17 protein-coding genes and 1 tRNA gene are annotated in these 17,939 nt (G+C 64.5%); 4 read left to right on the top strand and 14 right to left on the bottom strand.

Translation table 11 applies throughout. The annotated features are described in order from the left end of the window. Positions 1-106 precede the first annotated feature (106 nt). From clpX to AC3WJD_RS00110, 14 genes are all read right to left on the bottom strand, one after another. On the bottom strand, positions 107-1,378 hold the full coding sequence (gene clpX / locus AC3WJD_RS00175) for an ATP-dependent Clp protease ATP-binding subunit ClpX (protein WP_492743404.1): 1,272 nt from the start codon (positions 1,376-1,378) through the stop codon (positions 107-109). Positions 1,379-1,475: 97 nt separating this feature from the next. Next, positions 1,476-2,105 carry an ATP-dependent Clp endopeptidase proteolytic subunit ClpP gene (clpP, locus tag AC3WJD_RS00170; protein ID WP_241630518.1) on the bottom strand — a complete coding sequence of 210 codons (630 nt, stop codon included), beginning with the start codon at positions 2,103-2,105 and terminating at the stop codon, positions 1,476-1,478. A gap of 181 nt (positions 2,106-2,286) precedes the next feature. Next, the gene (locus AC3WJD_RS00165; RefSeq protein ID WP_492743399.1) at positions 2,287-3,279 is read right to left on the bottom strand and encodes a glycosyltransferase family 2 protein; all 993 of its coding nucleotides are present in this window, start codon (positions 3,277-3,279) and stop codon (positions 2,287-2,289) included. Between the two features lie 20 nt (positions 3,280-3,299). Beyond that, complete coding sequence (gene tig / locus AC3WJD_RS00160) at positions 3,300-4,883, bottom strand: trigger factor (RefSeq protein ID WP_492743397.1); 1,584 nt, start codon at positions 4,881-4,883, stop codon at positions 3,300-3,302. Positions 4,884-4,953: 70 nt separating this feature from the next. Beyond that, positions 4,954-5,038 (bottom strand) — tRNA-Leu (locus AC3WJD_RS00155). A gap of 105 nt (positions 5,039-5,143) precedes the next feature. Beyond that, on the bottom strand, positions 5,144-5,374 hold the full coding sequence (locus AC3WJD_RS00150) for a hypothetical protein (protein ID WP_492743395.1): 231 nt from the start codon (positions 5,372-5,374) through the stop codon (positions 5,144-5,146). A 99-nt stretch (positions 5,375-5,473) separates the two neighbouring features. Next, positions 5,474-5,809, bottom strand: a complete 336-nt coding sequence (locus AC3WJD_RS00145; protein ID WP_492743393.1) for a hypothetical protein — start codon at positions 5,807-5,809, stop codon at positions 5,474-5,476. Positions 5,810-5,821: 12 nt separating this feature from the next. Further along, the gene (locus AC3WJD_RS00140) at positions 5,822-6,415 is read right to left on the bottom strand and encodes a hypothetical protein (RefSeq protein ID WP_492743391.1); all 594 of its coding nucleotides are present in this window, start codon (positions 6,413-6,415) and stop codon (positions 5,822-5,824) included. Positions 6,416-6,417: 2 nt separating this feature from the next. Continuing rightward, on the bottom strand, positions 6,418-7,605 hold the full coding sequence (locus AC3WJD_RS00135) for a M48 family metallopeptidase (protein WP_492743389.1): 1,188 nt from the start codon (positions 7,603-7,605) through the stop codon (positions 6,418-6,420). Continuing rightward, a complete protein-coding gene (locus tag AC3WJD_RS00130; RefSeq protein ID WP_492743388.1) occupies positions 7,605-8,348 on the bottom strand; it encodes a hypothetical protein in 744 nt (247 codons plus the stop codon). Before AC3WJD_RS00130 ends, AC3WJD_RS00135 begins: the two co-directional genes overlap by 1 nt. A 132-nt stretch (positions 8,349-8,480) precedes the next feature. Further along, positions 8,481-9,965, bottom strand: a complete 1,485-nt coding sequence (gatB, locus tag AC3WJD_RS00125) for an Asp-tRNA(Asn)/Glu-tRNA(Gln) amidotransferase subunit GatB (RefSeq protein ID WP_492743386.1) — start codon at positions 9,963-9,965, stop codon at positions 8,481-8,483. A 118-nt stretch (positions 9,966-10,083) separates the two neighbouring features. Continuing rightward, positions 10,084-11,565, bottom strand: coding sequence for an Asp-tRNA(Asn)/Glu-tRNA(Gln) amidotransferase subunit GatA (gatA, locus tag AC3WJD_RS00120; protein ID WP_492743384.1), 1,482 nt, complete (start codon positions 11,563-11,565; stop codon positions 10,084-10,086). A 124-nt stretch (positions 11,566-11,689) separates the two neighbouring features. Next, positions 11,690-11,977 carry an Asp-tRNA(Asn)/Glu-tRNA(Gln) amidotransferase subunit GatC gene (gene gatC, locus AC3WJD_RS00115; protein ID WP_492743382.1) on the bottom strand — a complete coding sequence of 96 codons (288 nt, stop codon included), beginning with the start codon at positions 11,975-11,977 and terminating at the stop codon, positions 11,690-11,692. A 72-nt stretch (positions 11,978-12,049) separates the two neighbouring features. After that, a complete protein-coding gene (locus tag AC3WJD_RS00110) occupies positions 12,050-13,843 on the bottom strand; it encodes a DUF4153 domain-containing protein (protein ID WP_492743380.1) in 1,794 nt (597 codons plus the stop codon). Between the two features lie 186 nt (positions 13,844-14,029). Between AC3WJD_RS00110 and AC3WJD_RS00105 the strand changes: the two genes are divergently transcribed. The 4 genes from AC3WJD_RS00105 to AC3WJD_RS00090 all read left to right on the top strand — a co-directional run bounded on the left by AC3WJD_RS00105 (position 14,030) and on the right by AC3WJD_RS00090 (position 17,927). Then, positions 14,030-15,139: a DUF3089 domain-containing protein gene (locus AC3WJD_RS00105; RefSeq protein WP_492743378.1), complete on the top strand. Its 1,110-nt coding sequence runs from the start codon at positions 14,030-14,032 to the stop codon at positions 15,137-15,139. Continuing rightward, the gene (ruvX, locus tag AC3WJD_RS00100) at positions 15,136-15,603 is read left to right on the top strand and encodes a Holliday junction resolvase RuvX (RefSeq protein ID WP_492743376.1); all 468 of its coding nucleotides are present in this window, start codon (positions 15,136-15,138) and stop codon (positions 15,601-15,603) included. Before AC3WJD_RS00105 ends, ruvX begins: the two co-directional genes overlap by 4 nt. Before the next feature lie 34 nt (positions 15,604-15,637). Then, a complete protein-coding gene (locus tag AC3WJD_RS00095) occupies positions 15,638-16,627 on the top strand; it encodes an aspartate carbamoyltransferase catalytic subunit (protein WP_492743374.1) in 990 nt (329 codons plus the stop codon). 67 nt (positions 16,628-16,694) lie between these two features. Further along, on the top strand, positions 16,695-17,927 hold the full coding sequence (locus AC3WJD_RS00090; protein ID WP_492743372.1) for a dihydroorotase: 1,233 nt from the start codon (positions 16,695-16,697) through the stop codon (positions 17,925-17,927). The last annotated feature ends 12 nt before the right edge of the window (positions 17,928-17,939 follow it).

The following is a 17,939-nucleotide window of genomic DNA, read 5'->3' as shown; positions in this document are numbered from 1 at the left end:
CCGGACTGTGTGTTGACGCTGGCAACAATCGCGCGTGGCCGCCCGAAAGCTGCCACGCGCACTATTGTTAAATGGCAAGGACGGCGTTGACGCGCGTCAATTTGGCTCAGGCGGCGTCGCCCGCCTTGGCCTTTTCCTTCTTCGAGAAGACGCGGACGGGGTCCTTGCGCCCCTCTACGACATCTTTGTCGATCATCACCTCGTCGACGCCGTCCATCGACGGCAGGTCGAACATGGTGTCGAGCAGGATGCCTTCGAGGATCGAGCGAAGCCCGCGCGCGCCGGTCTTGCGGTCGATCGCCTTGCGGGCGACCGAGGTGAGCGCGTCGTCGGTGAAGCCCAGCTTCACGTCCTCCATCTCGAACAGCTTCTGGTACTGCTTGACCAGCGCGTTCTTGGGTTCGGACAGGATCTTGACCAGCGCGTCGGTGTCGAGGTCCTCGAGCGTCGCGATGACGGGCAGACGGCCGACAAATTCGGGGATCAGGCCGAACTTGAGCAGATCCTCGGGCTCGCCCTGGCGCAGGATCTCGCCGGTGCGGCGTTCCTCGGGCGCGGCGACATAGGCGCCGAAGCCGATCGACTTGCCCTGCAGGCGGTCCGCGATGATCTTTTCCAGCCCCGCAAAGGCGCCGCCGCAGATGAACAGGATGTTGGTCGTGTCGACCTGCAGGAACTCCTGCTGCGGGTGCTTGCGGCCGCCCTGCGGCGGAACGGAGGCGGTGGTGCCTTCCATCAGCTTGAGCAGCGCCTGCTGCACGCCCTCGCCCGACACGTCGCGCGTGATCGAGGGATTTTCGGCCTTGCGGCTGATCTTGTCGATCTCGTCGATATAGACGATGCCGCGCTGCGCGCGCTCGACATTGTAGTCGGACGCCTGGAGCAGCTTCAGGATAATGTTCTCGACATCCTCGCCGACATAGCCCGCCTCGGTGAGCGTCGTCGCATCAGCCATGGTGAAGGGCACGTCGAGGATGCGCGCCAACGTCTGCGCAAGCAGCGTCTTGCCGCAGCCCGTGGGGCCGACGAGCAGGATGTTCGACTTGGCAAGCTCGACATCGGTGCCCTTGGCGCCGTGGTTCAACCGCTTGTAGTGGTTGTGGACCGCCACCGAGAGGACACGCTTGGCCTGCTTCTGGCCGATGACATAGTCGTCGAGCACGTCGCAGATTTCCATCGGCGTCGGGACGCCTCCGTCCTTCTTGCTGACGAGCGCGGTCTTGGTCTCCTCGCGGATGATGTCGTTGCACAGGTCAACGCACTCATCGCAGATGAAGACGGTCGGTCCGGCGATCAGCTTGCGCACCTCGTGCTGCGACTTTCCGCAGAACGAGCAGTACAAGGTGCTCTTCGAATCGCCGCCGCTCAACTTTGTCATCTAAACATCCTTGGGCCCCGCACAGGGGCCATTTGCAACGCGGTCATCCTAAACCGCGTTGCTTCTATCTCACAATGGCGAATTTCCGGTAACCGCATCACGCAGCCGCCGCAGGCTCCTCGGCGGGCATCGGGCGCTTGTCGAACACCTCGTCGACGATGCCGAATGCCTTGGCCTCGTCCGACGACATGAACTTGTCGCGTTCCATGGCGTTCTCGATCGTCTCGAGCGGCTGGCCGGTATATTTTGCGTAGAGCTCGTTCATCCGGTGCCGGATGCGCAGGATTTCCTTCGCCTGGATTTCGATATCGGTCGCCTGACCCTGCGCACCGCCCGAAGGCTGGTGGATCATGATCCGCGAATTGGTCAGCGCCATGCGCATCCCGGGCTCACCCGCCGCAAGCAGGAAGCTGCCCATCGATGCCGCCTGGCCGATGCACACCGTACCGACGCGCGGGCGGATATACTGCATGGTATCATGGATCGCCATGCCCGCCGTCACCACGCCGCCCGGCGAGTTGATGTACATGTAGATGTCCTTCTTCGGATTCTCCGACTCAAGGAACAGCAGCTGCGCGGTGATCAGCGAGGCCATATGGTCCTCGACCTGCCCGGTCACGAAGATGATCCGCTCGCGCAGCAGCCGCGAATAGATGTCGAAGCTGCGCTCGCCGCGGTTCGATTGCTCGATGACGATGGGGACGAGAGCGTCTTGAAGAGGATGCATGTGGAGAATCTGTCCTTTGCCCGTTTTGTTCCCCCAACATCGGCGTTTGCTCTGGCCAGTTCAAGGGGGCGAACCCGGATGCCGGCATGGTCCCGATATCCGGGAAGCTGATGCCCGCATCGTGGCGGTCAGGCGGGTATAGCCGAACTGTCCGGGCACGTCATCGGTGCTGGGAACAAAATTATTCAGCCCGAAACGGAAAATCCCGGCTTTCCGATGCAGGCGCGGGCTGCGCCAGATAGGCCAGCCGCCGGATCTCGCGACGGCCCCGCACGACGGTGTCAAGGATGAGCCCGCTGAAAAGACTAAGGAAAGCGAGGATCATCAACCCCGTGACGAGTACCGCGGTGGGCAGCCGGGGCACCAGCCCGGTCTGGAGATAATCGATCGCGAGCGGGATGGCGAGGATGATCGACAACGAGGCCAGCAGCGCCGCAAGGATTCCGAAGAACAGCGCAGGGCGTTCGTTGCGGAACAGCGTGACGATCATGTTGAGGATGCGAATCCCATCGCGATAGGTCGAGAGTTTCGAAACCGAACCCTCGGGGCGCGCGCCATATTGCGTGATCTCCTCGGCGACGGGCATCTTGAGTTCGAGCGCGTGGACGCTGATCTCGGTCTCGATCTCGAAACCGCCTGAGAGCACTGGAAAGCTCTTTACAAACCGTCGCGAGAAAACGCGATAACCCGATAGAATATCGCTGAAAGTTCGACCGAACAGCCGCGCCAGCAGCCCGGTCAGCATCGCATTGCCGAACCGATGGCCGCGGCGATAGGCCGCCTCCACCTCGGACTTGCGCGCACCGACGACCATGTCGAGCTGTTCCTGCCACAGCCGCGCGACGAGCGCGGGCGCAGCGGCCGCGTCATAGGTCGCGTCACCATCGGCCATCACATAGATGTCGGCGTCGATATCGGCGAACATCCGGCGGACGACATGGCCCTTGCCCTGCATCCGCTCGGTCCGGACGATTGCGCCCGCGGCGCGCGCGACCTCGACGGTGCGGTCGCGGCTGTTGTTGTCATAGACATAGATCGCCGCATCGGGCAGCGCGGCGCGGAAGCCAGCGATCGTCTGCGCGATCGCGGCTTCCTCATTATAGCAGGGGAGGAGAACGGCGACCCTGGTCCCGGCGGACAGGGTGCCCGCCTTTACGCTATCCGGCCGTGCCATTTCCCCCCCGTTCCTGCGCGTTACTTCTTGGCAGCCGGCTTCTTCGCGGCGGGCTTCTTGTCCGCAGCGGGTTCGGCATCGGTCTTCTTTGCCGCAGCCTTCTTCGCCGCCGGCTTCTCGGCCTTGTCGTCGGCCTTCTCGGCCTTCGCCTTGGCGGGCTTTTCAGCCTTTTCCTCGGCGTCAGCCTTCTTCGCCGCAGCCTTCTTGGCTTTGGGCTTGTCGCCATGGTCGTGGTCGTGGTCATGGCCACAGCCCGGACCGTGCACGTGGCCGTCATCCTCGGCCTCGATCTCGGCCTCGAGCTGTTCGCGGCTCACGCTGCGGTCGCTGATCTCGGCCTTGCCGAAGAGGAAGTCGACAACCTTGTCCTCGTAGAGCGGCGCGCGAAGCTGCGCTGCGGCCATCGGCTCCTGCTGGATATATTGGACGAAGCGCTCGCGGTCTTCGGGGCGGTACTGCTGCGCAGCCTGGGCGATCAGGCGGTTCATCTCCTGAACGCTGACCTCGACGCCGTTGCCCTGACCGATCTCCGACAGGAGCAGGCCGAGGCGGACGCGGCGCACCGCGATGTTGTGATAGTCGTCGCGGTCGGCTTCCATCTCCTTGAGCGCCGCCTCGGGATCTTCCTCGTGGCTCGCCTCGTGCTGGAGCTGCGCCCAGATCTGATTGAATTCGGCCTCGACCATCGAGGGCGGAACCTCGAAGTCGTGGGCAGCGGCGAGCTGGTCGAGCAGCTTGCGCTTCATGTGCGTGCGCGTCAGGCCGTTCAATTCCTGCTCGAGCTGGCCCTTGATCAGGCCGCGGAGTTGCTCGAGCCCCTCGAGGCCGAGCGACTTGGCGAACTCCTCATCCGCCTTGGCTTCCTTGGGCGTTTGGACCTGGGTGATCTTCAGGTCGAACGTCGCGGGCTTACCCTTGAGCGTCTCGACATTGTAATCCTCGGGGAAAGTGACGTTGATCGTCTTCTCGTCGCCCGCCTTCACGCCGACGAGCTGGTCCTCGAAACCGGGGATCAGACGGCCCGAGCCGATCTCGACCGACATGCCCTCACCCGTGCCACCGTCGAAGGCGACGCCGTCGACCTTGCCGACGAAGTCCATGACGACCAGATCGCCTTCCTTGGCCTTGTGCTTCTCAGGCGCGTCCTCGAACTGCTTGTTGGACTTCGCCATGTTGTCGAGCGCCTCGTCGACCTTGGCTTCCTCGATCTCGACGGTCAGCCGCTCAAGCTTGATGTTGTCGATCGAGGGGGTGGGCACTTCGGGCAGCACTTCAAGCGCAACCTTGACCTCGGCATCCTTGCCGAACTCGAAGCCCTCATCGAGCTCGACAGAGGGCTGCATCGCGGGACGCAGCTTGTTGTCGGCGAGCAGCTTCTGAACGCCTTCCTGGATCGAGTTGTTGAGCGCGTCCTGCTGGAGCGCGGGACCGTGCATCTTGCGGATGAGGTTCGCGGGCACCTTGCCGGGGCGGAAACCGGGCATGCGCACCTGCGGCGCCACCGTCTTGATTTCCTTCTCCACCCGCGCGTCGATATCCTTCGCGGTGATGGTGAGCGTGTAGGCCCGCTTGAGGCCCTCGTTCAACGTCTCGACAGTCTGCATCTCTTCTCAAACGCCTTCATTATCAGGAATCTGGCTGGCTCTTGTCCCAAAGCTCATCCGGTGACGAAACTGGTGCGGGCGAAGGGACTCGAACCCCCACATCTTGCGATACTGGAACCTAAATCCAGCGCGTCTACCAGTTCCGCCACGCCCGCTTGAGGAACGCCGGTCGGCGGCGTCTATAGCAGGAGCGCCGCCAAGGGCAAGGGCGACAGCGCCAAGATCGCTGCGGCAGGCCCCCCCGACCCGATATTCCGCATTCATTGCCCGCCTTGCGACAGGCTATCCGCTCCGCGCAGCAGCGCCCTTGTTTCCGTATCGGCCGCAAACTGCCGCGCACAGCTGCGTAGTACGTGCTCGAAAAGTGCGGCAAAATTCTCCTGCTTGGCCACTGGTTTCGCGCTGCACTCGACGGTCACTGAGCGGATCGTCCTGCCGGCCTGACTGGAAAATACATGCCAACGCATTTCGAGCTTGCCCGAACCTTTCACTGCGCGGCTGCCGAAGGCCCATTGCTTGCGGCAGATGTCGAACTGCGCACCGATAACCTCGGCGCCGACGTGATAGGCCAGCTGCGGGCCGTTCCTGGCCTAATCAAATACGGCCTCCGACCGATCTGCGATGCGAACGGGAAAGTCACTCAGTGCCAGCTCATCGGCGGCGACCAGTGCGAGACGCCTTTCATCGCCAATCACCGCGATATCCTCGCCCCAGCGCAGCCCGCCATTGGGAATGCAGGCCAGCCCCGCCGACTTCCGCCCGATCGTCGTCCCCCGCTCGATGGCGGAAACGACGCGTTCCACCGAAAACCGGGGCTGCCGGGCCGACGGCTCCGACCGCGCTGGCGCCGGAAGCGCCGAGGCGACGAACGCAAACACGAGCGCGAGGCGGAGTGCCGTCGCAGATCGTTTCGCCGCGTGCCCCACCGCCTGCGCCGCCTAGAGCTTCGCGCTGTCCATGATCGCCCGCGCCTCACCGATGCCGGCGTCATAATAATGGATGGCTGGCGCGACGAAATTGATCAGGTACAGCTTGCCGTTGACTACGGCTGCGCGCGCCTCGCCTTTGCGCCGTACTTCGTCACTCTGGACAGCATAATGGTAAGTGAAATGAACGCCGTCATATCCGCCGAGCTTTGCCGGTTCGACGCTGTCGATCTCGAACAGCGAGGTTTGCAGGATGATGCGGTTTGAGGCCTCGAACATCTGCACGATGTCTGGCGCGATCATCTTTGTATCGAACTTGGGCAGCGGCTGGTTCTTCTTGTCACGCTCCTTGTAGAGGCTTTCGCCGCTCACCACGCCCGCGAAGAAGCTCAGCTCATTGAGCGACGCGCCGTCGAGCGTCCAGAGCTCGCCCTTTTTCGATGGGCGCCGCGACCAGCGATTCCAATCGCTCTTCGGGGTCACGGTGAGACCACTCTTCGCAACGGGTACCGGCTGGTTGCTGGCCATCACCTTCCAGCCCGCCACGGCAGCGGCGGGGACAGTCATCAGCGAAACGCCCAAAAGCACCAAGGCTAGCTTACGCATTCTCATTCTCCTCCGGCCAGCATGGCCATCATCGATCGATCGACGGCATCGGGTTTCAGTTTGAGATATTCCTTCAGGAGACCGCGCCCCTCGTCCGCCGCGCCTGTACGCAGCAGTGCAAGCCCGAGCCCGCGCCGGGCCTCGGCGAGCGTCGATCCATGGCCGATCGCCTGCCGATAGAAGTCGGCGGCCTTGTCGAAATCACCTTGCGCGCCGCGCGCGCGATAGAGCTCACCGCGGGCGTAGAGCAGTTCGCTTGTCCAGCCCGCAGTGGCAAGGTTGCCGAGCAGGAATTCGGTGGCACCGAAATCGTTGAGCTTGATCTGATCGTCGATCAGCGGCGCCCACCATTGCGACATGGCCGCGCGATACTCGGTCTCGCCCGTCCGGTTGCCCGGATTGGGGACCGCATCGGCAAGCTGGGAAAGATATTGCATGCGCTCCCCCGAATTGGGGTGGGACGCGAAGAAGCCGCCATTGCGATTCTTGCGGCTCTTTTGCTTCCGCTCGGCGGCGGTCGCATCCATCTCGGCCCGGAAATGCGTCCAGATCGTCGGCGCGGCGCGCGGCGCATAGCCCCCATGTACGAGCAACTGGATCGACGCCGCATCCGCGTCGCGCTCCATCTCGCGGTTGAACTGGAAGATAGAGCCAAGCACGCCGAACTGGGCAAGCATGCCGACGCCATAGGGAAGGAACGACAGCCACGCCATTGCGTCGGTCTTTGCGCGGATATCACGGAAGACACGCAGGGAATGACGACGCTCGAAATGCGCAAATTCATGCGCAAGCACCGCGGCGAGCTGCGATTCATCGCGCATGCGCAGCAGCAGGCCCGTCCAGACCTGCATCATCCCGTTGGGCGCCATGTTCGCGTTGAAGTAAGGCGTCCGAACGAGATAGATGCGGGCGGCCCCACACTTGTCTTCGCCCACGGTGCGGCAAAGAACCCCCTTTACATAGGCGTTGAGCGCTGGATCGCGGATCACGAAGTTCGATGCGCGCAGCTCGCGCTCGGCCTCGTCCATTTCCATCCACAGACCGCGTTCATCCGCATCCTGCGGCTGATAGCCGCTCGCCCACGGTGGTAATTTGGTGTCGGCCGCGCCTGCGCCGCCGGCGCCCATAGGCAGTGCGCCGGCAACCGCTGCCAGCAGCGCGATCGCAAGCCAGCGACGGCTGCGAGCCATCACTTGGCCGCCGCTGGCGTCGCTGCAATGCCTCCGCGCTGCGGGAAATCCTCCAGCAGCTGGGTGATCCGCTTCTGCGCACCCTCGGCTTCACGGACGTCACCGCCCATCTTCATGTCGGCGTTCATCCAGACCAGCTCGCCGGTCTTGAGATCGACCAGCCCGGCATAGCCGATGTGGACACCCGAACTGATCCCGACGCCGAACATCGCGCCGACGATCTGCGCCGCCTTGCGGCCGGCCGAGCCATAGCTGTCATAGGTATAGATGAAGAGGCCGTAATTGCCCCCGCCCATCTCGCCGAGCTTGGAGGCACCAGAACCGAGCGTCCAGTTAAAGGTCTCCCTCTTGGTGGGCAGCCGGTTGCCAGGAAACAGCTTGTGCGTCAGCACCGCACCCGCCACAGCCTTGAAGAGCGAACGATAGTCTGAAAGCAGCGCCGCCTGGTCGCCCTCCAGTTCTGGCACCACAACCAGTTCATTGGAACGTTGCGACTGCGCCTGCTCTAGCGCGGCGGCCAGCTGCTTGCGTGCTTCGGCCGTCCAGTCCGCATTGGGCTCGTTGAGGCCGCCGGTCGATTGCTCGCCGACCTGCACGTCGGGCCGGAAAACGAGTATCTTTACCGGCTGATCAGCGGGAAACGCGAAACCGGCCTTGGATGCCGAGCTTTCCATCTGTGCATGTGCGGGAACGCTGAAGAACATGGCACCGGCAAGCGCCGGCGCAATCAAGAAGCGCAGCATGAAATCCTCCCCCTTTGTCGACCGCGAGACCGAGTCGCGCGAAGTCAACAACAGGGATTTCTAATTTGATTTCACGCGCGTACAAGATGTACGCGTAACGGCCGCTTGTTGGGCAGCCGTAACGCTACAAATTCAGCCCAGCGCCTTCTTGAGCAGATCGTTGACCACCTTGGGATTGGCCTTGCCGCCCATCGCCTTCATCGTCTGGCCTACGAAGAAGCCGAACAGCGCTTCCTTCCCGCCCTTGTACTGCTCGACCTTGTCGGCATTGGCGGCCAGCACGCCCGCGATCACTTCCTCGATCGCGCCGGTGTCGCTGGTCTGCTTCAGGCCCTTTTCCTCAACGATCACGCCGGGGTCCTGACGCGTCTCGAGCATGATCTCGAAGACCTGCTTGGCAAGCGTGCCCGAAAGCGTGCCGTCGGCGACGAGCTTGAGCAGTTCGGCGCCCTGTTTCGGAGAAACCGGGCTGTGCTCGATATCGAGGCCGAGCCGGTTGAGCGCGCCGAACAGGTCGGAAATCAGCCAGTTGGACGCGGCCTTGGCCATGCCCTGATCGCCGCATTCGGCGAGCAGCGCCTCATACCAGCGCGCGGTTTCGGCTTCGGCGGTCAGCACCGCGGCGGCGTAGGCGGTCAGTCCCAGCTCGCCCTCGTAGCGCTTGCGCTTGGCGTCGGGCAGCTCGGGCAGCGACGCGCGGCATTCCTCGAGGAACGCGTCGTCGAGCTCGAGCGGCAACAGGTCGGGATCGGGGAAATAGCGATAGTCGTGCGCATCCTCCTTGGAGCGCATCGACCGCGTCTCGTTGCGGTCGGGATCGTACAGCCGCGTCTCCTGGACGATCTTGCCGCCCGATTCGAGCACGTCCACCTGACGGCTGGCCTCATGCTCGATCACCGCCATGACGAAGCGCACCGAATTGACGTTCTTGGTTTCGGTCCGGGTGCCGAAGGGTTCGCCCGGCTTGCGCACGCTGACATTGACGTCGGCGCGCATCGAGCCCTCTTCCATATTGCCGTCGCACGAGCCGACATAGCGGAGAATCGATCTTAACTTCTTGACATAAGCCCCTGCTTCGGCAGGCGAACGCATGTCAGGGCGCGAGACGATTTCCATCAGCGCGACGCCCGACCGGTTGAGATCGACATAGGAGCGCGTCGGATGCTGGTCGTGCATCAGCTTGCCCGCATCCTGCTCGACATGGATTCGCTCGATGCCGATGCGCTTCACCGCGCTGTCGGGATCCTTCTCGTCGAGCGTGACCTCGATCGCGCCCTCGCCTACCAGCGGATGGTAGAGCTGCGAGATCTGGTAGCCCTGCGGCAGATCGGCGTAGAAATAGTTCTTGCGATCGAAGCGTGACCATTTGTTGATCTGTGCGTCGATCGCCATGCCGGTGCGCACCGCCTGGCGGATGCATTCCCTGTTGGGCACGGGCAGCATGCCTGGCATCGCGGCGTCGACCAGCGAGACCTGACTGTTGGGCTCCGCGCCGAACGCGGTCGCCGCGCCCGAGAAGAGCTTGGCGTTGGAGGTGACCTGCGCATGGACCTCGAGGCCGATCACGACCTCCCAATCGCCCGTTGCGCCCTGAATTCTGTAAGTGCTCTCAGTCATTTCAACCTCGTCACCCCAGCGAAAGCTGGAGTCCAAGCGATATTTTCAACCCAACCGCGCATCACTGGCATCGTCTGGATCCCAGCTTTCGCTGGGGTGACGCCGGAGAGGCGGATGCTCACCACCACTGCTCCGGCCGCGCCGTGAAGCCTGCGCGCTCCTCGATCGCGAGGCCGGCATTGAGCACGCCCTGCTCGTCCAATGCCTTGCCGATGATCTGGAGGCCCAGCGGCAGCCCCTGGGCGTCGAGCCCGCCGGGCACCGACATGGCGGGCAGGCCCGCAAGCGAGCTCGGCACGGTGAAGACGTCGTTGAGGTACATCGCGAGCGGATCCGCCGACTTCTCGCCGAGCGCGAACGCCGCGGAGGGCGCGGTCGGCGCGAGCAGCAGATCGCAGTTCTTCCATGCCTCGTCGAAGTCGCGCGCGATCAGCGTGCGGACCTTCTGCGCCTGGTTGTAATAGGCGTCGTAGAAGCCCGCCGAGAGCACATAGGTGCCGATCATGATGCGGCGCTTGACCTCGGGCCCGAAGCCCGCGGCGCGCGTCGCAGCGTACATGTCCTGAAGGCCCGCGCCGTCGGGCAGGTCGCGCAGCCCGTAGCGCACGCCGTCATAGCGCGCGAGGTTGGACGACGCTTCCGCGGGCGCGATGATGTAATAGGCGGGCAGCGCGTATTTGGTATGCGGCAGCGAGACGGTGACGATCTCGGCGCCTGCGTCCTTCAGCCAGGCGATGCCCTGCTCCCACAGCGTGTCGATCTCGTGCGGCATGCCGTCGACGCGATATTCCTTGGGAATACCGATCTTCTTGCCCTTGAGATCGCTCGACAATCCTGCTTCCCATGTGGGCACGGGCAATTCGAGCGAGGTCGAATCCTTCGGGTCGAAACCCGCCATCGCCTCGAGCATGATCGCGCAGTCGCGCACGTCGCGCGCCATCGGGCCCGCCTGATCAAGGGAGCTGGCGAAGGCGATCGTGCCCCAGCGCGAGCACCGGCCATAGGTCGGCTTGATGCCCGATATACCGGTGAACGACGCGGGCTGGCGGATCGAGCCGCCCGTGTCGGTGCCGGTCGCCGCAGGGCAGAGCCGCGCCGAGATCGCCGACGAGCTGCCGCCCGAGGAGCCGCCCGGCGCGAGCGGCGCATTACCGCCGTCCTTGCGCCGCCAGGGCGAGATCACATTGCCGAACGCGCTGGTCTCGTTGGACGAGCCCATCGCGAACTGGTCGAGGTTGAGCTTGCCAAGCATCCCCGCGCCCGCTTTCCACAGATTGGCGGAGACCGTCGATTCATAGGTCGGCTTGAAGCCCTCGAGGATGCCACTGGCGGCGGTCGTCGGCACGCCATCGGTGCAGAACAGGTCCTTCATCCCTATCGGCACGCCCGACAGCGGCTTGAGATCGCCCGAGGCGCGCGCTGCGTCGGCCGCATCGGCGGCCTTCAGCGCATGGTCGGGGGTTTCCACGAGAAATGCGTTGAGCGCCTTCGCCTTCGCGACGCGATCGTTGAACGCGGTCGCGACTTCGCGCGCGGAAAAGCTGCCGTCGCGCACACCGTCGCGGATGGCGGCAACGCCAAGGTCAGTCAAACTGGACACTATTTTACCTCGTCATGCTGAACTTGGTTCAGCATCCATGAACACGGAATTTTCAAATCCTGACACGCAGGCGCGAATGGATCCCGGATCAAGTCCGGGATGATCGAATGCTGGCGCCCCGCCATCATTCGATCACCTTCGGAACCGCGAAAAAGCCGTGTTCGGCCTGGGGCGCATTGGCGAGGACCTTGTCGCGGCAATTGCCGTCGGTCACGATATCCTCGCGCAGGCGCAGATGATTGGGGATGACCGCGGTCATCGGCTCGACTGCACTGGTGTCGACCTCGCCCAGCTGCTCGATCCAGCCAAGGATGTTGTTGAGCTCGGGCACCATCGCCTCGGCCTCGTCATCGCGCATGGCGATGCGCGCGAGGCTCGCGATCTTTTTCACGGTTGCGGTATCGACGGACATGAAAGCCTTCAATCGGGTCTGGCAGATGCCAGCGCGGCTAGCACCCGCCGCGCCGCGCTTCAAGCGCCGAGGCTACTCGAAGACGTCGCCCACCGGCTTGCCGTCGAGAAAGGCCTGCCGGCGTGTCACCTCGCGGATCTCGATCGGCCCGGATCTGATAGCTCTCGCCACCGATGCCGCGAGTACCTTTTTGAAGGCGGATGGCAATGCTGGTGCGTCGTCGGTCCAACGGCCGTTCACGATTCTCAACCGCTTGACCGCAGGTTCGCAATCGTCAGCCTCGACGGCAAACATGACGTCCACTTGCGCGCCTTTTTTTGGCCGCGTTGAATCAACCGCTGAGGGATCGCAGGTCTGCCGGAGCGCGATCGCCTCTGCTTTGCTCTGATCATAGAGCACCGCGCAAAATGCCTCACGGCCGCAGACCGAATACTCGACGAGCGCCATTCGTAGCTCCTCAGGCAAAGCTGCACCCGCCGGGATCACGCGCAAACGGGCGTCCATTTCCCGCGCCGCTCGTTCATCGTTCTGCTGCTGCTCAATGTCCCAGCGACGCTCCGCCCGCAACGCCTTTGCGGCGGCCGTGCGTATCGAAGCCGACTTGCTGGCCTTCAGGCGGTCGATCGCGGCGCGCCCGGCATCCCCGAAATCATAGCGCAACGCGGCCCAATCGAAGTTCTCCGGCGTCACCTTCCCGCTTTCCAGCCGCGCGACCTGATCGCGCGTCGAGATCGCGTTGAAACTCAGGATCGGCAGCGCGAGGAACAGCGCGATCGCGCACAGTCCGAAGGCGAGGTTGAGGTTGGCGGGGCGCAGATGATCGGCCCAATTCATCCGTCCGCGCGCCAGCGACACGAGATAGGCGAGGCCATAGGCACACGCGATGATCACGAACACCAGCGCCCAGAGCCGATCGGGGGTAAAGCCGTACTGACCGATGCGAAGACCCGTCGAGATCGCCGCGATCACCGCGAGCGGCAGCATCGCGAGCCCCAGCGCCATCGCGCCATAGCGCAGCGGCGGAGATCGTCGCTCCTCCTCGTCGCTGTTGCCGATCACCGCATTGGCGAGGATCAGCGCGCCGATCACGCAGGACAGCAGGATCGGCGTCGTCGCCTTTGTCGCATCCCACAGCGCCGAAAGTCCCGTGAAGGGCAAGCTCAGCAGGAACAGCAGCAGCCCCCCGCCGAGCACGGGGGCGAGCACACTCAGGACCGTCACGATGATGCGCTGGAGCACGCGCACTATCCGGTCCTGCTCGCGCAATATGCCGACCGCGGCGCCGAAGGATGCGCCCATCAGCACGCGGATGAACCAGTTCTCGTCGAGCAGGTCCTTGAGCAGCGTGATCTTGATCAGCGCGAACAGCTCGGACAGCAGCGCGGTCAGCAGGAAGGCGATGCCGACAAACGCCCAGCCAGCGCACCAGATCACGACATTGGTCAGCGCATGGCCGTGGACCTCGGCATAGGGGAAGCGCCGCGCGCCCTGATCGCGCGCGGTCTGGAACAGCGGCGCGGCGATCGCGACCGCAAGGAAGATGCAGACCACGCGCCAGCCATCACCCCCGCTCCACTGATCGGGCGCGCCGTTCCAGTAGAGGATCAGCCCGATCGCGAGCGCGGAAATGAAGGAGAAAGCCAGCGACCACTGCCAGCGTTCGCGCTCGAGCGTGAAGCCGATCAGCACCGCGAACGAGCCGACAAAGGCGACGCTGGCGGTCTTCAAGGCCGACGGGGGCGTGGAATAGAACGGCGCATCGCCGAGGATCAGATGAATGATTATGCCCGCAATGGCTCCAGCTGCGGCAAGCAACCAGGGGCGCAGGTTCCAGTCGGGGCGTTCGTTATCCGCTTCTGTTGTCACGCTTTCATCCTCCCTCGCTGGCGGCACTGTCGTTCGGACGGCAATACGAATCCAGTGGAGATTTCATGCAGCCCTCGACATTGCCTGCATCGCTTGCCGATTGCGCCGCGGGCATGTGTCCGGCAGAGGAACGAAATTGTCGGCCCGCCCGTTTTATGCTGCACTGCACAATAGGAAGGATGCCCGTTGGCGCGCAAATTCCTCTATCTGATTGCGATTTTGATCATGCTGGCTATTGCCGCCGCCTTTGCCTACCGCCTGTTCGGCGTTCAGATCATGCGCACCGCGATGGTGCCGACAACCGCGTTCGTACCCCAGCCGGGCGTGCAGATGAGCGCCTATGCCGAGCCCGATATGTGGCTCGCGCGCCCCGACCACACTGCCGACAACCCCGCGCTTTGGACGCCCGAAGGCTTTGCGCCCGGCGCCAGGCCCGAGGCGGCGGTTTTCTTCATCCACCCCACCTCTTATCTTGAGCGTGCGCGCTGGAACGCGCCGTTGGAGAATCAGGAAGCCAACGATCGCGCCGCGCTGTTCCTCCGCGGCCAGGCCAGCGCGTTCAACGAAGTCGGAGAGATCTGGGCGCCGCGTTATCGCCAGGCGACCTTCGGCGCCTTCCTCACCGAAAAGCCCGAGGCCGAAAAGGCGCTCGATCTCGCCTATGGCGACATTGCCTCTGCGTTCGACCGATTCCTGTTCGAGATCCCCAGGAATCGTCCGATCATCCTGGCGGGGCACAGCCAGGGTGCGCTCCACCTGACGCGGCTGCTGCGTGAAAAGGTCGCGGGCAAGCCCGTCGCGAAGCGGATTGTTGCGGCCTATGTCGTCGGCTGGCCGGTCTCGCGCGATACCGACATCAAGGCGCTCGGGCTGCCCGAATGCATGGGCCCCGACCAGGCGGGATGCGTGCTCAGCTGGCAGAGCTTTGCCGAACCCGCCGATCCTTCATTGATCATGGAAACCTATGACGCGACGACCGGCCTCAACGGAGATTCGCGCAAGGGGACGTCGATGGTCTGCACCAACCCCGTCACGGGGGCGCCAGACACCGCGGCGCTGGCAACCGCCAATCTGGGCACGCTCGTCCCCTCCGACGACCTGAAGACCGCCACGCTCAGCAGGGGTGCGGTCCCGGCGCGCTGCGCGCCCAACGGCTTCCTGATGATCGGCGATCCGCCCGAAGTCGGCCCCTATGTGCTGCCCGGCAACAACTACCATGTCTATGATTACAGCCTGTTCTGGGCCAATGTCCGCGCCGATGCGGCGCGGCGGGTCGCTGCCTATAAGAAGCAATGATCACGAGCGATTCGCGTGCCTTTGGCGACGCACTGCCCGATGGCGGCCGGCTGATCGGGCTCGACCTCGGCACCAAGACGATCGGCACCGCGCTGTGCGACGCGGGCTGGAGCTTCGCGAGCCCCGCGGGGACGATCAAGCGGTCCAAATTCTCGAAGGACAAGGCGGCGCTGGCCGCAATGATCGCCGGCCAGCAGGTCGCCGGCATCGTGCTCGGCCTGCCGCTCAACCTCGACGGCACCGAATCGCCGCGCAGCCAGTCCACGCGCGCCTTTGCGCGCAATATCGAGGATCTGGCGCTGCCGATCCTGCTCTGGGACGAGCGCTGGTCGACGGTGGCGGTCGAGCGCGTGATGATCGAGGCCGATCTCAGTCGCGCAAAACGCGCGGAACGCGTCGATACGCTCGCCGCGGCGCACATTCTTCAGGGCGCAATCGACGGCCTCGCGATGGCGGGTGGTTGAACTCGGCAGCGCTTCAGCGTAAGCGGCGGCTTTAATGCAAGACACATCCTCCCCATCCGCGCACGGGATCACCGAGGCGCAGCTTTTCCCGCATCGCCACCTCACCGGAATCTCGGGACTTCAGCCGCATGAGATCGCCTTCCTGCTCGACCAGGCCGAGCAATGGGTCGACCTCAACCGCAAGGCGAGCAAGCACGACGGCCGACTTTCGGGGCTGACCCAGATCAACGCCTTTTTCGAGAATTCGACGCGCACGCTGCTGTCGTTCGAGATCGCGGGCAAGCGTCTGGGCGCCGACGTCGTCAACATGCACGCCGCGCAATCGAGCGTGAAGAAAGGCGAGACGCTAATCGACACCGCGGTCACGCTCAATGCGATGCGCGCCGATGTGATCGTGATCCGCCACCAGAGCTCGGGCGCGGTGCAGCTGATCGCGGACAAGGTCGACTGCCCCGTGCTCAACGCGGGCGACGGGCGTCATGAGCATCCGACGCAAGCGCTGCTCGACGCGCTCACCATCCGCCGCCGCAAGGGCCGGATCGCCGGCCTGCGCGTCGCGATCTGCGGTGACGTTCTCCACAGCCGCGTCGCGCGCTCCAATATCCTTGCGCTTACCGCGCTTGCGGTCGAAGTGCGCGTGATCGCGCCACCGACGCTGATGCCACCCGCGGTCGAGCGGATGGGCGTCACCGCCTTCACCGATTTCGACGCCGGGATCGAGGGCGCCGATGTCGTGATGATGCTCCGGCTCCAGAACGAGCGCATGGCGGGTGGTTTCGTCCCCTCGCCGCGCGAATATCATGCGCTTTGGGGGCTGACGCCCGAACGGCTTGAGCGCGCGGCGCCCGACGCGCTCGTGATGCACCCCGGCCCGATGAACCGCGGCATCGAGATCGACTCGAGCGTCGCCGACGATCCCGAACGCTCGGCGATCACCGAGCAGGTCGAGATGGGCGTGGCGGTGCGCATGGCCTGCCTCGACGTGCTGACGCGACGCAAGCGTGGCGTGGAGGGCTGGTCTTGAACAGCCCGACCAACAAAGAGATTGGGCTGGTCTTGAGCAGCCCGACCAACAAAGAGATGGGCTGGGCATGAGCACGGCGCGTGCAATCGTGAATGGGCGTGTCGTGCTGCCTTCGGGCGCACCTGTAGCGGCCAATGTGCTGATCCGCGGCGAGAGCATCGCCGAGATCGGCGGATCCGACCTTCCCCCGGATGCGGAGATCATCGACGCCAACGGCGCGCTCGTCGCACCCGGAATCATCGACCTCGGCGTCTTTGCGGTCGATCCCGCGGCGTGCCGCCAGGGCGGGATCACGCGCGTCGCGCTGATGCCCGACCAGTCGCCCTCACTCGACGAGCCCGGCCTGATCCAGCGCGCTGCGGCATCGGGCAAGCCCGATCACCTCTGGGTCCACCCCATCGCCGCCGCCACGCACGGATTGAACGGCGAGGAGGTCGCCGAATACGCGCTGATGCGTTCCGCGGGCGCACGCGCGGTGGCGACGGGCCGCGCATGGATCGCCGATTCGGGGCTGATGCGTCGTGCGCTTGCCTATGCCGCGCCGCTGGGGCTGACCGTGATCGCCCATGCCGAGGATGCCGGACTGACCGCGGGTGCGGTCGCCACATCGGGTGAGACCGCGACGCGGCTTGGACTCCCCTGCGCGCCCGCGATGGCCGAGGCGATGGCGATCGCGCGAGACATCGCGATTGCAGAGATCGCGGGTGCGGCGATCCATTTCCGCCAGGTAACGACCGCGGCAGGCTTCGACCTGATCCGCGCGGCCAAGGCCAGGGGAACGGTCAAGGTCACGTGCGGCATCACGCCGGCACATCTGTTCCTGTCGGACATCGCTGTGTCGGACTTCCGGACCTTTGCGCGACTGTCGCCTCCGCTGCGCGACGAAGCCGACCGCCAGGCCGCGCTCGCGGCGATCGCCGACGGCACGATCGACATGATCGGTTCGGGCCACGACCCGCGCGGTCCCGAGGACAAGCGCCTGCCCTTCGCCGATGCCGCGCCGGGCATGGCTGGCGCCGAGACGCTGCTTGCGCTGACGCTCGGCCTCGTGCGCGACGGCCTGATCGATCATGCGCGCCTGTTCACGCTGCTGGCTGCCAATCCGGCCGCGCTGCTCGGGCTCGACGCCGGCACGATCGCGATCGGCGCGCCCGCCGACCTGATCGTGGTCGATCCGGATGCGCCGTGGAAGATCGATTCGGACCGCATGGTCGCGCGCGCGGGCAACACGCCCTTTGACGGGCTGCCCGTACAGGGACGCGTCCGCCATATGCTGAAGGGCGGACAGCCCGTCGGCTGACCGCCCTCCTTC

The organism is Sphingobium sp. FW306-1B-F04DB (genome assembly GCF_058781925.1).
The sequence above is the reverse complement of the archived record's forward strand: the minus strand, read 5'-3'. Positions and strand labels throughout refer to the sequence as shown.